Raw genomic sequence first — 15,254 nt, 5'->3', positions numbered from 1 at the left:
CGTGACGATGTTATCTTGGCAGTAGTCAACGAAATGACTTTGATGATTATGTTGAAGTCATTTCTTTATTTTTGTCTAATTTTCAATCAAATTGATATTCCACATTAACATGATAGAATTACCTTTAAATTTATGAAAAAATGCTTGAAAAACATTTGCTTTAGACACGGCATTATGTTATATTTATTTTCGGCTATAAAGCCAATACACACATATCAAACGTGATTGTGTAAAGGGTGCAATATTTGTATATTGTCTTTACAATAGTTTGCTATGGAGGTAATTAACCAATAGGAGGAATTTATAATGGCAGTAATTTCAATGAAACAATTACTAGAAGCGGGTGTTCACTTCGGTCACCAAACACGTCGTTGGAACCCAAAAATGAAAAAATATATCTTCACTGAGAGAAATGGTATTTATATCATCGACTTACAAAAAACAGTGAAAAAAGTAGACGAGGCATACAACTTCTTGAAACAAGTTTCAGAAGATGGTGGACAAGTCTTATTCGTAGGAACTAAAAAACAAGCACAAGAATCAGTTAAATCTGAAGCAGAACGTGCTGGTCAATTCTACATTAACCAAAGATGGTTAGGTGGATTATTAACTAACTATAAAACAATCTCAAAACGAATCAAACGTATTTCTGAAATTGAAAAAATGGAAGAAGATGGTTTATTCGAAGTATTACCTAAAAAAGAAGTAGTAGAACTTAAAAAAGAATACGACCGTTTAATCAAATTCTTAGGCGGAATTCGTGATATGAAATCAATGCCTCAAGCATTATTCGTAGTTGACCCACGTAAAGAGCGTAATGCAATTGCTGAAGCTCGTAAATTAAATATTCCTATCGTAGGTATCGTTGACACTAACTGTGATCCTGACGAAATTGACTACGTTATCCCAGCAAACGACGATGCTATCCGTGCGGTTAAATTATTGACTGCTAAAATGGCAGATGCAATCTTAGAAGGTCAACAAGGCGTTTCTAATGAAGAAGTAGCTGCAGAACAAAACATCGATTTAGATGAAAAAGAAAAATCAGAAGAAACAGAAGCAACTGAAGAATAATCAACTGTTGAATCTGACTTAGATATAGTTTAAATGGGTGATAAGATATTAATGCTTATCACCTTTTTTAAAAAGAAAATCGAGGCAAATTACAAATATTCAATTAGAGTATTGGCAATCTTGCCTATAATAATGCTAAAATCATAATATATAAAATGATAACTTATTGGAGGAATAATGAATGGCAACTATTTCAGCAAAACTTGTTAAAGAATTACGTGAAAAAACTGGCGCGGGTATGATGGATTGTAAAAAAGCGCTAACTGAAACTGATGGTGACATCGATAAAGCGATTGATTACCTACGTGAAAAAGGTATTGCTAAAGCAGCTAAAAAAGCAGACCGTATTGCGGCTGAAGGTTTAGTACATGTAGAAACTAAAGGTAACGACGCAGTTATCGTTGAAATCAACTCTGAAACAGACTTTGTTGCTCGTAACGAAGGTTTCCAAGAGTTAGTTAAAGAAATCGCTAATCAAGTATTAGATACAAAAGCTGAAACTGTTGAAGCTTTAATGGAAACAACTTTACCAAATGGTAAATCAGTTGATGAAAGAATTAAAGAAGCAATTTCAACAATCGGTGAAAAATTAAGTGTTCGTCGTTTTGCTATCAGAACTAAAACTGATAACGATGCTTTCGGCGCTTACTTACACATGGGTGGACGCATTGGTGTATTAACAGTTGTTGAAGGTTCAACTGACGAAGAAGCAGCAAGAGACGTTGCTATGCATATCGCTGCAATCAACCCTAAATATGTTTCTTCTGAACAAGTTAGCGAAGAAGAAATCAACCACGAAAGAGAAGTTTTAAAACAACAAGCATTAAATGAAGGTAAACCAGAAAACATCGTTGAAAAAATGGTGGAAGGACGTTTACGTAAATACTTACAAGAAATTTGTGCTGTAGATCAAGACTTCGTTAAAAACCCTGATGTAACAGTTGAAGCTTTCTTAAAAACAAAAGGTGGAAAACTTGTTGACTTCGTACGCTATGAAGTAGGCGAAGGTATGGAAAAACGCGAAGAAAACTTTGCGGATGAAGTTAAAGGACAAATGAAATAATCTGTCATAAAGTAAAACAAGGAAGAAGACACCTTTAATGTTGCTTTATTAAAATGTAAATCATTCTAATAAAACGACAACTGTGTCTTCTTTACTTGTATATGTTACATATATTCACGATAGAGAGGATAAGAAAATGGCTCAAATTTCTAAATATAAACGTGTAGTTTTGAAACTAAGTGGTGAAGCGTTAGCTGGAGAAAAAGGATTTGGTATAAATCCAGTAATTATTAAAAGTGTTGCTGAGCAAGTGGCTGAAGTTGCTAAAATGGACTGTGAAATCGCAGTAATCGTTGGTGGCGGAAACATTTGGAGAGGTAAAACAGGTAGTGACTTAGGTATGGACCGTGGAACTGCTGATTACATGGGTATGCTTGCAACTGTAATGAATGCCTTAGCATTACAAGATAGTTTAGAACAATTGGATTGTGATACACGAGTATTAACATCTATTGAAATGAAGCAAGTGGCTGAACCTTATATTCGTCGTCGTGCAATTAGACACTTAGAAAAGAAACGTGTAGTTATTTTTGCTGCAGGTATTGGAAACCCATACTTTTCTACAGATACTACAGCGGCATTACGTGCTGCAGAAGTTGAAGCAGATGTTATTTTAATGGGCAAAAATAATGTAGATGGTGTATATTCTGCAGATCCTAAAGTAAACAAAGATGCGGTAAAATATGAACATTTAACGCATATTCAAATGCTTCAAGAAGGTTTACAAGTAATGGATTCAACAGCATCCTCATTCTGTATGGATAATAACATTCCGTTAACTGTTTTCTCTATTATGGAAGAAGGAAATATTAAACGTGCTGTTATGGGTGAAAAGATAGGTACGTTAATTACAAAATAAATTTAGAGGTGTAAAATAATGAGTGACATTATTAATGAAACTAAATCAAGAATGCAAAAATCAATCGAAAGCTTATCACGTGAATTAGCTAACATCAGTGCAGGAAGAGCTAATTCAAATTTATTAAACGGCGTAACAGTTGATTACTATGGTGCACCAACACCTGTACAACAATTAGCAAGCATCAATGTTCCAGAAGCACGTTTACTTGTTATTTCTCCATACGACAAAACTTCTGTAGCTGACATCGAAAAAGCGATAATAGCAGCTAACTTAGGTGTCAACCCAACAAGTGATGGTGAAGTGATACGTATTGCAGTACCTGCCTTAACAGAAGAACGTAGAAAAGAGCGCGTTAAAGATGTTAAGAAAATTGGTGAAGAAGCTAAAGTATCTGTTCGAAATATTCGTCGTGATATGAATGATCAGTTGAAAAAAGATGAAAAAAATGGCGACATTACTGAAGATGAGTTGAGAAGTGGTACTGAAGATGTTCAGAAAGCAACAGACAATTCAATAAAAGAAATTGATCAAATGATTGCTGATAAAGAAAAAGATATTATGTCAGTATAAAACTAATATACAATGACATATTAAAATGCCAGTATTAAACGATAATGTAACATTTAAAATGGGCATGTTTAATTAAATCAAAGATGCATGTGATAATTTAAATTCACAATGAGCATAAAAATGGTGTTTAAACAAGTTAATTAAACATATACTTTATAAATAATAGGCATCAGGTATATTGCTATAATAAAGTTATGTAATTTTTAACCTCAGTATGTATGTCACATTTCTGGTGTAAACTGTACCGAGTCAGACTTTGGTACAGTTTTTTTATTTGCTTATTCAATGCATTAAATGAGTATGATAAAATGATAATGATTGTTTAGTAACTTATACTATATGACAGAGATGATCAGGCTCGGAGGAAAGACCATGTTTAAAAAGCTAATAAATAAAAAGAACACTATAAATAATTATAATGAAGAATTAGACTCGTCTAATATACCTGAACATATCGCTATTATTATGGATGGTAATGGGCGATGGGCTAAGAAGCGAAAAATGCCTAGAATTAAAGGTCATTACGAAGGTATGCAAACAATAAAAAAAATTACTAGGGTAGCTAGTGATATTGGTGTTAAGTACTTAACTTTATATGCCTTTTCCACTGAAAATTGGTCAAGACCTGAAAGTGAAGTAAATTATATTATGAATTTGCCTGTCAATTTCTTAAAGACATTTTTACCGGAACTAATTGAAAAAAATGTCAAAGTTGAAACAATTGGATTTACTGATAAGTTGCCAAAATCAACGATAGAAGCAATAAATAATGCTAAAGAAAAGACAGCTAATAATACCGGCTTAAAATTAATATTTGCAATTAATTATGGTGGCAGAGCAGAACTTGTTCATAGTATTAAAAATATGTATGACGAGCTTCATCAACAAGGTTTGAATAGTGATATCATAGATGAAACATATATAAACAATCATTTAATGACAAAAGACTATCCTGATCCAGAGTTGTTAATTCGTACTTCAGGAGAACAAAGAATAAGTAATTTCTTGATTTGGCAAGTTTCGTATAGTGAATTTATCTTTAATCAAAAATTATGGCCTGACTTTGACGAAGATGAATTAATTAAATGTATTAAAATTTATCAGTCACGTCAAAGACGCTTTGGCGGATTGAGTGAGGAGTAGTATAGTATGAAAGTTAGAACGCTGACAGCTATTATTGCCTTAATCGTATTCTTGCCTATCTTGTTAAAAGGCGGCCTTGTGTTAATGATATTTGCTAATATATTAGCATTGATTGCATTAAAAGAATTGTTGAATATGAATATGATTAAATTTGTTTCAGTTCCTGGTTTAATTAGTGCAGTTGGTCTTATCATCATTATGTTGCCACAACATGCAGGGCCATGGGTACAAGTAATTCAATTAAAAAGTTTAATTGCAATGAGCTTTATTGTATTAAGTTATACTGTCTTATCTAAAAACAGATTTAGTTTTATGGATGCTGCATTTTGCTTAATGTCTGTGGCTTATGTAGGCATTGGTTTTATGTTCTTTTATGAAACGAGATCAGAAGGATTACATTACATATTATATGCCTTTTTAATTGTTTGGCTTACAGATACAGGGGCTTACTTATTTGGTAAAATGATGGGTAAACATAAGCTTTGGCCAGTAATAAGCCCGAATAAAACAATCGAAGGATTCATAGGTGGCTTGTTCTGTAGTTTGATAGTGCCTCTTGCAATGTTATATTTTGTAGATTTCAATATGAATGTATGGATATTACTTGGAGTGACATTGATTTTAAGTTTATTTGGTCAATTAGGTGATTTAGTGGAATCAGGATTTAAGCGTCATTTCGGCGTTAAAGACTCAGGTCGAATACTACCTGGACACGGTGGTATTTTAGACCGATTTGACAGCTTTATGTTTGTGTTACCATTATTAAATATTTTATTAATACAATCTTAATGCTGAGAACAAATCAATAAACGTAAAGAGGAGTTCCTGAGATAATTTAATGAATCTCAGAACTCCTTTTGAAAATTATACGCAATATTAACTTTGAAAATTAGACGTTATATTTTGTGATTTGTCAGTATCATATTATAATGACTTATGTTACGTATACAGCAATCATTTTTAAAATAAAAGAAATTTATAAACAATCGAGGTGTAGCGAGTGAGCTATTTAGTTACAATAATTGCATTTATTATTGTTTTTGGTGTACTAGTAACTGTTCATGAATATGGCCATATGTTTTTTGCGAAAAGAGCAGGCATTATGTGTCCAGAATTTGCAATCGGTATGGGGCCAAAAATTTTTAGTTTTAGAAAAAATGAAACACTTTACACTATTAGGTTATTGCCTGTTGGTGGATATGTTCGTATGGCAGGAGATGGCTTAGAAGAGCCACCAGTCGAGCCTGGTATGAACGTTAAAATTAAACTGAATGAAGAAAATGAAATAACACATATCATATTAGATGATCATCATAAGTTTCAACAAATTGAAGCGATCGAAGTTAAAAAATGTGATTTTAAAGATGACTTATTCATAGAAGGTATCACTGCTTATGATAACGAAAGACATCATTTTAAAATTGCTAGAAAGTCTTTCTTTGTTGAAAATGGTAGCTTAGTTCAAATTGCTCCGAGAGACAGACAATTTGCACATAAAAAGCCATGGCCGAAATTTTTAACATTATTTGCGGGACCGTTATTTAACTTTATATTAGCTTTAGTCCTATTTATTGGTCTTGCATATTATCAAGGTACACCTACTTCTACTGTAGAACAAGTCGCAGATAAGTATCCAGCTCAACAAGCAGGCTTACAAAAAGGCGATAAAATTGTCCAAATTGGCAAATATAAAATATCTGAATTTGATGATGTTGATAAGGCGTTAGATAAAGTTAAAGATAATAAGACGACTGTTAAATTTGAACGTGATGGTAAAACAAAGTCAGTTGAATTAACACCTAAAAAGACTGAAAGAAAACTGACTAAAGTAAGTTCAGAGACGAAGTATGTTCTCGGATTCCAACCAGCGAGTGAACGTACGCTCTTCAAACCAATTGTATATGGATTTGAAAGCTTTTTGAAAGGTAGTACACTAATTTTTACAGCTGTAGTAGGTATGTTGGCTAGTATATTTACGGGCGGATTCTCATTTGATATGTTAAATGGTCCGGTTGGTATTTATCATAACGTCGACTCAGTTGTTAAAGCGGGTATCATTAGCTTAATTGGATACACTGCGTTATTAAGTGTAAACTTAGGGATTATGAATTTAATTCCTATTCCTGCACTAGACGGTGGTCGTATTTTATTTGTTATATATGAAGCGATTTTCAGAAAACCAGTTAATAAAAAAGCGGAAACAACGATTATTGCTATTGGTGCCATTTTCATGGTCGTTATTATGATATTAGTAACGTGGAATGATATTCGACGATATTTCTTATAATTTAGGAGGATAAATAATTATGAAGCAATCCAAAGTTTTTATACCAACGATGCGTGACGTGCCATCAGAAGCAGAAGCACAAAGTCATCGTTTATTATTGAAATCGGGTTTGATAAAACAAAGTACAAGTGGGATTTATAGTTATTTACCGCTAGCAACACGTGTGTTAAATAATATTACTGCAATTGTGCGACAAGAAATGGAACGTATCGATTCTGTTGAAATTTTAATGCCAGCGTTACAACAAGCTGAATTATGGGAAGAATCAGGACGTTGGGGTGCATATGGTCCAGAATTAATGCGTTTACAAGATAGACATGGAAGACAATTTGCATTAGGTCCAACACATGAAGAATTAGTTACATCAATAGTAAGAAATGAATTGAAATCATACAAACAATTACCGATGACATTATTCCAAATTCAATCTAAATTCCGTGATGAAAAGAGACCACGTTTTGGTTTACTTCGTGGTCGTGAATTTATTATGAAAGATGCGTATTCATTCCATGCTGACGAGGCATCATTAGATCAAACGTATCAAGATATGTATCAAGCGTATAGCCGTATTTTTGAGAGAGTTGGCATTAACGCAAGACCAGTAGTTGCAGATTCAGGTGCTATAGGCGGTAGCCATACACATGAATTTATGGCATTAAGTGCTATCGGTGAGGATACAATCGTTTACAGTAAAGAAAGTGACTATGCTGCTAATATCGAAAAAGCAGAAGTCGTTTACGAACCAAATCATAAGCATACTACTGTGCAACCTTTAGAAAAAATTGAAACACCAAATGTTAAGACTGCGCAAGAATTGGCAGACTTCTTAGGTAGACCAGTAGATGAAATCGTTAAAACGATGATTTTCAAAGTTGATGGCGAATATATTATGGTTTTAGTGCGTGGACATCATGAAATTAATGACATTAAATTAAAATCTTATTTCGGCACAGATAATATTGAATTAGCAACACAAGACGAAATTGTTAATTTAGTTGGTGCAAATCCTGGTTCACTAGGTCCTGTAATTGATAAAGAAATCAAAATTTATGCAGATAATTTTGTGCAAGACTTAAATAATTTAGTTGTCGGTGCTAACGAAGATGGTTATCACTTAATTAATGTAAATGTAGGTAGAGACTTCAACGTTGATGAATATGGCGATTTCCGTTTTATTTTAGAAGGCGAAAAGTTAAGTGATGGTTCAGGCGTTGCACATTTTGCTGAAGGTATTGAAGTTGGTCAAGTATTCAAATTGGGTACTAAGTATTCAGAATCAATGAATGCTACATTCTTAGATAACCAAGGAAAAGCCCAACCGTTAATTATGGGTTGTTACGGAATTGGAATTTCTAGAACGCTAAGTGCGATTGTTGAACAAAATCACGATGATAATGGAATTGTTTGGCCTAAATCAGTTACTCCGTTTGATTTACATTTAATTTCTATTAATCCTAAGAAAGATGATCAACGAGAACTAGCAGATGCACTATATGCTGAATTTAATACTAAATTTGATGTGTTGTACGATGATCGTCAGGAACGTGCAGGTGTCAAATTTAATGATGCCGATTTAATTGGTTTACCACTGCGAATTGTTGTTGGTAAACGTGCATCGGAAGGTATTGTAGAAGTTAAAGAACGTTTAACAGGTGACAGCGAAGAAGTCCACATTGATGACTTAATGACTGTCATTACAAATAAATATGATAACTTAAAATAATTAATATCGAATGAATTATAAGAGTAGGAAAAAGCTGAAAGAAATCTGATGCTTATGTCCTGCTCTTATTATTTTTGATATAATGATTATTCGATGAAAAATGACTGAAGACATAGTATAATTAAAGATAAATTTGTTTTAACAATATTATGATTAGCCAAATATAAAGCATTTAATTTTCTATCATTACTATGCTCACATAATCTAAATATTGTTCGAACACGTAAAAGTAATTTCTATTTAAGGTGGTAATTGTCTTGGCAATGACAGAGCAACAAAAATTTAAAGTGCTTGCTGATCAAATTAAAATTTCAAATCAATTAGATGCTGAAGTTTTAAATTCAGGTGAACTGACACGTATAGATGTTTCTAACAAAAACAGAACATGGGAATTTCATATTACATTACCACAATTCTTAGCTCATGAAGATTATTTATTATTTATACATGCAATAGAGCAAGAGTTTAAAGATATCGCCAACGTTACATGTCGTTTTACGGTAACAAATGGCACGAATCAAGATGAACATGCAATTAAATACTTTGGGCACTGTATTGACCAAACAGCTTTATCTCCAAAAGTTAAAGGTCAATTGAAACAGAAAAAGCTTATTATGTCTGGAAAAGTATTAAAAGTAATGGTATCAAATGACATTGAACGTAATCATTTTGACAAGGCTTGCAATGGAAGTCTTATCAAAGCGTTTAGAAATTGTGGCTTTGATATCGATAAAATCATATTCGAAACAAATGATAATGATCAAGAACAAAACTTAGCTTCTTTAGAAGCACATATTCAAGAAGAAGACGAACAAAGTGCACGATTGGCAACAGAGAAACTTGAAAAAATGAAAGCTGAAAAAGCGAAACAACAAGATAACAACGAAAGTGCTGTCGATAAGTGTCAAATTGGTAAGCCGATTCAAATTGAAAATATTAAACCAATTGAATCTATTATTGAGGAAGAGTTTAAAGTTGCAATAGAGGGTGTCATTTTTGATATTAACTTAAAAGAACTTAAAAGTGGTCGTCATATCGTAGAAATTAAAGTGACTGACTATACGGACTCTTTAGTTTTAAAAATGTTTACTCGTAAAAACAAAGATGATTTAGAACATTTTAAAGCGCTAAGTGTTGGTAAATGGGTTAGGGCTCAAGGTCGTATTGAAGAAGATACATTTATTAGAGATTTAGTTATGATGATGTCTGATATTGAAGAGATTAAAAAAGCGACAAAAAAAGATAAGGCTGAAGAAAAGCGTGTAGAATTCCACTTGCATACTGCAATGAGTCAAATGGATGGTATACCAAATATTGGTGCATATGTTAAACAGGCAGCAGACTGGGGACATCCAGCCATTGCGGTTACAGACCATAATGTTGTGCAAGCATTTCCAGATGCTCACGCAGCAGCGGAAAAACATGGTATTAAAATGATATACGGTATGGAAGGTATGTTAGTTGATGATGGTGTTCCGATTGCATACAAACCACAAGATGTCGTATTAAAAGATGCTACTTATGTTGTATTCGACGTTGAGACAACTGGTTTATCAAATCAGTATGATAAAATCATCGAGCTTGCAGCTGTGAAAGTTCATAACGGCGAAATCATCGATAAGTTTGAAAGGTTCAGTAATCCGCATGAACGATTATCGGAAACGATTATCAATTTGACGCATATTACTGATGATATGTTAGTAGATGCCCCTGAGATTGAAGAAGTACTTACAGAATTTAAAGAATGGGTTGGCGATGCGATATTCGTAGCACATAATGCTTCGTTTGATATGGGCTTCATCGACACGGGATATGAACGTCTTGGATTTGGACCATCTACGAATGGTGTTATCGATACATTAGAATTATCTCGTACGATTAATACTGAATATGGTAAACATGGTTTAAATTTCTTAGCTAAAAAATACGGTGTAGAATTAACGCAACATCACCGTGCCATTTATGATACAGAGGCAACAGCTTACATTTTCATAAAAATGGTTCAACAAATGAAAGAATTAGACGTATTAAATCATAACGAAATCAACAAAAAACTCAGTAATGAAGATGCATATAAACGTGCAAGACCTAGTCATGTCACATTAATTGTACAAAACCAACAAGGTCTTAAAAATCTATTTAAAATTGTAAGTGCATCATTGGTGAAGTATTTCTACCGTACGCCTCGAATTCCACGTTCATTGTTAGATGAATATCGTGAGGGATTATTGGTAGGTACAGCGTGTGATGAAGGTGAATTATTTACGGCAGTTATGCAGAAGGACCAGAGCCAAGTTGAAAAAATTGCCAAATATTATGATTTCATTGAAATTCAACCACCGGCACTTTATCAAGATTTAATTGATAGAGAGCTTATTAGAGATACTGAAACATTACATGAAATTTATCAACGTTTAATACATGCAGGTGACACAGCGGGTATTCCTGTTATTGCGACAGGAAATGCACACTATTTGTTTGAACATGATGGTATCGCACGTAAAATTTTAATAGCATCACAACCCGGCAATCCACTTAATCGCTCAACTTTACCGGAAGCACATTTTAGAACTACAGATGAAATGTTAAACGAGTTTCATTTTTTAGGTGAAGAAAAAGCGCATGAAATTGTTGTGAAAAATACAAACGAATTAGCAGATCGAATTGAACGTGTTGTTCCTATTAAAGATGAATTATACACACCGCGTATGGAAGGTGCTAACGAAGAAATTAGAGAACTAAGTTATGCAAATGCGCGTAAACTGTATGGTGAAGACCTGCCTCAAATCGTAATTGATAGATTAGAAAAAGAATTAAAAAGTATTATCGGTAATGGATTTGCGGTAATTTACTTAATTTCGCAACGTTTAGTTAAAAAATCATTAGATGATGGATACTTAGTTGGTTCCCGTGGTTCAGTAGGTTCTAGTTTTGTAGCAACAATGACTGAGATTACTGAAGTAAACCCGTTACCGCCACACTATATATGTCCGAACTGTAAAACGAGTGAATTTTTCAATGATGGTTCAGTAGGATCAGGATTCGATTTACCTGATAAGACGTGCGAAACTTGTGGAGCGCCACTTATTAAAGAAGGACAAGATATTCCGTTTGAAACATTTTTAGGATTTAAAGGAGATAAAGTTCCTGATATCGACTTAAACTTTAGTGGTGAATATCAACCGAATGCCCATAACTACACAAAAGTATTATTTGGTGAGGATAAAGTATTCCGTGCAGGTACAATTGGTACTGTTGCTGAAAAGACTGCTTTTGGTTATGTTAAAGGCTATTTGAATGATCAAGGCATCCACAAAAGAGGCGCTGAAATAGATCGACTCGTTAAAGGATGTACAGGTGTTAAACGTACAACTGGACAGCATCCAGGGGGTATTATTGTAGTACCTGATTACATGGATATTTATGATTTTACGCCGATACAATATCCTGCCGATGATCAAAATTCAGCATGGATGACGACACATTTTGATTTCCATTCTATTCATGATAATGTATTAAAACTTGATATACTTGGACACGATGATCCAACAATGATTCGTATGCTTCAAGATTTATCAGGAATTGATCCAAAAACAATACCTGTAGATGATAAAGAAGTTATGCAGATTTTTAGTACACCTGAAAGTTTGGGTGTTACTGAAGATGAAATTTTATGTAAAACAGGTACATTTGGGGTACCAGAATTCGGTACAGGATTCGTGCGTCAAATGTTAGAAGATACAAAGCCAACAACATTTTCTGAATTAGTTCAAATCTCAGGATTATCTCATGGGACAGATGTGTGGTTAGGTAATGCTCAAGAATTAATTAAAACAGGTATATGTGATTTATCAAGTGTAATTGGTTGTCGTGACGATATCATGGTTTATTTAATGTATGCTGGTCTAGAACCATCAATGGCTTTTAAAATAATGGAGTCAGTACGTAAAGGTAAAGGTTTAACTGAAGAAATGATTGAAACGATGAAAGAAAATGAAGTGCCGGATTGGTATTTAGATTCATGTCTTAAAATTAAGTACATGTTCCCTAAAGCCCATGCAGCAGCATACGTTTTAATGGCAGTACGTATCGCATATTTCAAAGTACATCATCCACTTTATTACTATGCATCTTACTTTACAATTCGTGCGTCAGATTTTGATTTAATCACGATGATTAAAGATAAAACAAGCATACGAAATACTGTAAAAGACATGTATTCTCGCTATATGGATCTAGGTAAAAAAGAAAAAGACGTATTAACAGTTTTGGAAATTATGAATGAAATGGCACATCGAGGTTATCGAATGCAACCGATTAGTTTAGAAAAGAGTCAAGCGTTCGAATTTATCATTGAAGGCGATACACTTATTCCGCCGTTCATATCAGTGCCTGGGCTTGGCGAAAACGTTGCGAAACGAATTGTTGAAGCTCGTGACGATGGACCATTTTTATCAAAAGAAGATTTAAACAAAAAAGCTGGATTATCTCAGAAAATTATTGAGTATTTAGATGAGTTAGGCTCATTACCGAATTTACCAGATAAAGCTCAACTTTCGATATTCGATATGTAAAATGAAATAATCAAGGTATTTATTTAATGCGTATGGCGTAGTTAAAGAAATACAAAATTGTTGCTGGACACAAAATTATGCCTGTATTTCTTTTTAACGTCTTACGAGTCTATTCGAATGTAAAGGTGAAGTAAATGAACAAACTTTTACAAGAATCTCTGATTAATAGTGAAGTCATTTGTTTCAAGCATAAACTTATGCTATAATTAAGTTGCTTAAAAATTAGTGAACTCAGGCAGAAGAGTGGGAGATTCCCGCTCTTTTCTATTTGCCAAAAAGGGAGGCCTGTATGAGTAAAATTACAGAACAAGTAGAAGTGATTGTTAAACCAATTATGGAAGACTTGAATTTTGAACTTGTAGACGTTGAATATGTCAAAGAGGGTAGAGATCATTTTCTTAGAATCTCTATTGATAAAGAAGGTGGCGTAGATTTAAATGATTGTACGCTAGCTTCTGAAAAAATAAGTGAAGCTATGGATGCAAATGATCCTATTCCTGAAATGTATTATTTAGACGTAGCGTCACCTGGTGCAGAACGTCCAATTAAAAAAGAACAAGATTTCCAAAATGCAATAACTAAACCTGTATTTGTTTCTTTATATGTACCAATTGAAGGTGAAAAGGAATGGTTAGGCATTTTACAAGAAGTCAATAATGAAACAATTGTAGTACAAGTTAAAATCAAAGCAAGAACGAAAGATATAGAGATACCGAGAGACAAAATAGCAAAAGCACGTCACGCAGTTATGATTTAACGTGATGAGGAGGAAAAAACGTGTCAAGTAATGAATTATTATTAGCTACTGAGTATTTAGAAAAAGAAAAGAAGATTCCTAGAGCAGTATTAATTGATGCTATTGAAGCAGCTTTAATTACTGCATACAAAAAGAATTATGATAGTGCAAGAAATGTCCGTGTGGAATTAAATATGGATCAAGGTACTTTCAAAGTTATCGCTCGTAAAGATGTTGTTGAAGAAGTATTTGACGACAGAGATGAAGTGGATTTAAGTACAGCGCTTGTTAAAAACCCTGCATATGAAATTGGTGATATATACGAAGAAGATGTAACACCTAAAGATTTTGGTCGTGTAGGTGCTCAAGCAGCGAAACAAGCAGTAATGCAACGTCTTCGTGATGCTGAACGTGAAATTTTATTTGAAGAATTTATAGACAAAGAAGAAGACATACTTACTGGAATTATTGACCGTGTTGACCATCGTTATGTATATGTGAATTTAGGTCGTATCGAAGCTGTTTTATCTGAAGCAGAAAGAAGTCCTAACGAAAAATATATTCCTAACGAACGTATCAAAGTATATGTTAACAAAGTGGAACAAACGACAAAAGGTCCTCAAATCTATGTTTCTCGTAGCCATCCAGGTTTATTAAAACGTTTATTTGAACAAGAAGTTCCAGAAATTTACGATGGTACTGTAATTGTTAAATCAGTAGCACGTGAAGCTGGTGATCGCTCTAAAATTAGTGTCTTCTCTGAAAACAATGATATAGATGCTGTTGGTGCATGTGTTGGTGCCAAAGGCGCGCGTGTTGAAGCTGTTGTTGAAGAGCTAGGTGGCGAAAAAATCGACATCGTTCAATGGAATGAAGATCCAAAAGTATTTGTAAAAAATGCTTTAAGCCCTTCTCAAGTTTTAGAAGTTATTGTTGATGAAACAAATCAATCTACGGTAGTTGTTGTTCCAGATTATCAATTGTCATTAGCGATTGGTAAAAGAGGACAAAACGCACGTCTAGCTGCTAAATTAACCGGCTGGAAAATTGATATTAAATCAGAAACAGATGCGCGTGAAGCGGGTATCTATCCAGTAGTTGAAGCTGAAAAAGTAACTGAAGAAGATGTTGCTTTAGAAGATGCTGACACAACAGAATCAACCGAAGAGGTAACTGATGTTTCAGTTGAAACAAATGTAGAGAAAGAATCTGAATAATAGGT

Annotated in this window: 13 protein-coding genes; all 13 read left to right on the top strand. The window is 33.7% G+C overall.

Translation table 11 applies throughout. The features are described from left to right. Positions 1 to 15 precede the first annotated feature (15 nt). Positions 16 to 108 (top strand): hypothetical protein, encoded by a 93-nt coding sequence (locus IDG45_RS08130; RefSeq protein ID WP_031788481.1) that lies wholly within the window; start codon positions 16 to 18, stop codon positions 106 to 108. Between the two features lie 198 nt (positions 109 to 306). Then, a complete protein-coding gene (rpsB, locus tag IDG45_RS08125) occupies positions 307 to 1,074 on the top strand; it encodes a 30S ribosomal protein S2 (RefSeq protein ID WP_000268484.1) in 768 nt (255 codons plus the stop codon). A gap of 33 nt (positions 1,075 to 1,107) precedes the next feature. Next, a complete protein-coding gene (locus tag IDG45_RS08120; protein WP_001789890.1) occupies positions 1,108 to 1,221 on the top strand; it encodes a hypothetical protein in 114 nt (37 codons plus the stop codon). Between the two features lie 34 nt (positions 1,222 to 1,255). Further along, on the top strand, positions 1,256 to 2,137 hold the full coding sequence (tsf, locus tag IDG45_RS08115; RefSeq protein WP_000201387.1) for a translation elongation factor Ts: 882 nt from the start codon (positions 1,256 to 1,258) through the stop codon (positions 2,135 to 2,137). Between the two features lie 136 nt (positions 2,138 to 2,273). Further along, positions 2,274 to 2,996, top strand: coding sequence for a UMP kinase (gene pyrH / locus IDG45_RS08110; protein ID WP_000057330.1), 723 nt, complete (start codon positions 2,274 to 2,276; stop codon positions 2,994 to 2,996). A gap of 18 nt (positions 2,997 to 3,014) precedes the next feature. Next, positions 3,015 to 3,569, top strand: a complete 555-nt coding sequence (gene frr, locus IDG45_RS08105; protein WP_001280006.1) for a ribosome recycling factor — start codon at positions 3,015 to 3,017, stop codon at positions 3,567 to 3,569. Between the two features lie 372 nt (positions 3,570 to 3,941). Beyond that, complete coding sequence (gene uppS, locus IDG45_RS08100; protein ID WP_000473706.1) at positions 3,942 to 4,712, top strand: undecaprenyl pyrophosphate synthase; 771 nt, start codon at positions 3,942 to 3,944, stop codon at positions 4,710 to 4,712. A gap of 6 nt (positions 4,713 to 4,718) precedes the next feature. After that, entirely contained in the window at positions 4,719 to 5,501 is a 783-nt protein-coding gene (locus IDG45_RS08095) for a phosphatidate cytidylyltransferase (protein ID WP_000868413.1), read from the top strand. Between the two features lie 211 nt (positions 5,502 to 5,712). Continuing rightward, positions 5,713 to 6,999: an RIP metalloprotease RseP gene (gene rseP, locus IDG45_RS08090; RefSeq protein WP_000121122.1), complete on the top strand. Its 1,287-nt coding sequence runs from the start codon at positions 5,713 to 5,715 to the stop codon at positions 6,997 to 6,999. Between the two features lie 19 nt (positions 7,000 to 7,018). Beyond that, a complete protein-coding gene (locus IDG45_RS08085; RefSeq protein ID WP_000814102.1) occupies positions 7,019 to 8,722 on the top strand; it encodes a proline--tRNA ligase in 1,704 nt (567 codons plus the stop codon). 263 nt (positions 8,723 to 8,985) lie between these two features. Continuing rightward, positions 8,986 to 13,296 (top strand): PolC-type DNA polymerase III, encoded by a 4,311-nt coding sequence (locus IDG45_RS08080; protein ID WP_077453212.1) that lies wholly within the window; start codon positions 8,986 to 8,988, stop codon positions 13,294 to 13,296. Positions 13,297 to 13,585: 289 nt separating this feature from the next. Further along, positions 13,586 to 14,053, top strand: coding sequence for a ribosome maturation factor RimP (rimP, locus tag IDG45_RS08075; protein WP_000036631.1), 468 nt, complete (start codon positions 13,586 to 13,588; stop codon positions 14,051 to 14,053). Between the two features lie 20 nt (positions 14,054 to 14,073). Next, positions 14,074 to 15,249, top strand: coding sequence for a transcription termination factor NusA (nusA, locus tag IDG45_RS08070; RefSeq protein ID WP_000097463.1), 1,176 nt, complete (start codon positions 14,074 to 14,076; stop codon positions 15,247 to 15,249). Positions 15,250 to 15,254 lie beyond the last annotated feature (5 nt).

Source organism: Staphylococcus sp. EG-SA-10 (assembly GCF_017151945.1).
Lineage (GTDB): Bacteria > Bacillota > Bacilli > Staphylococcales > Staphylococcaceae > Staphylococcus > Staphylococcus aureus.
The sequence above is the reverse complement of the archived record's forward strand: the minus strand, read 5'-3'. Positions and strand labels throughout refer to the sequence as shown.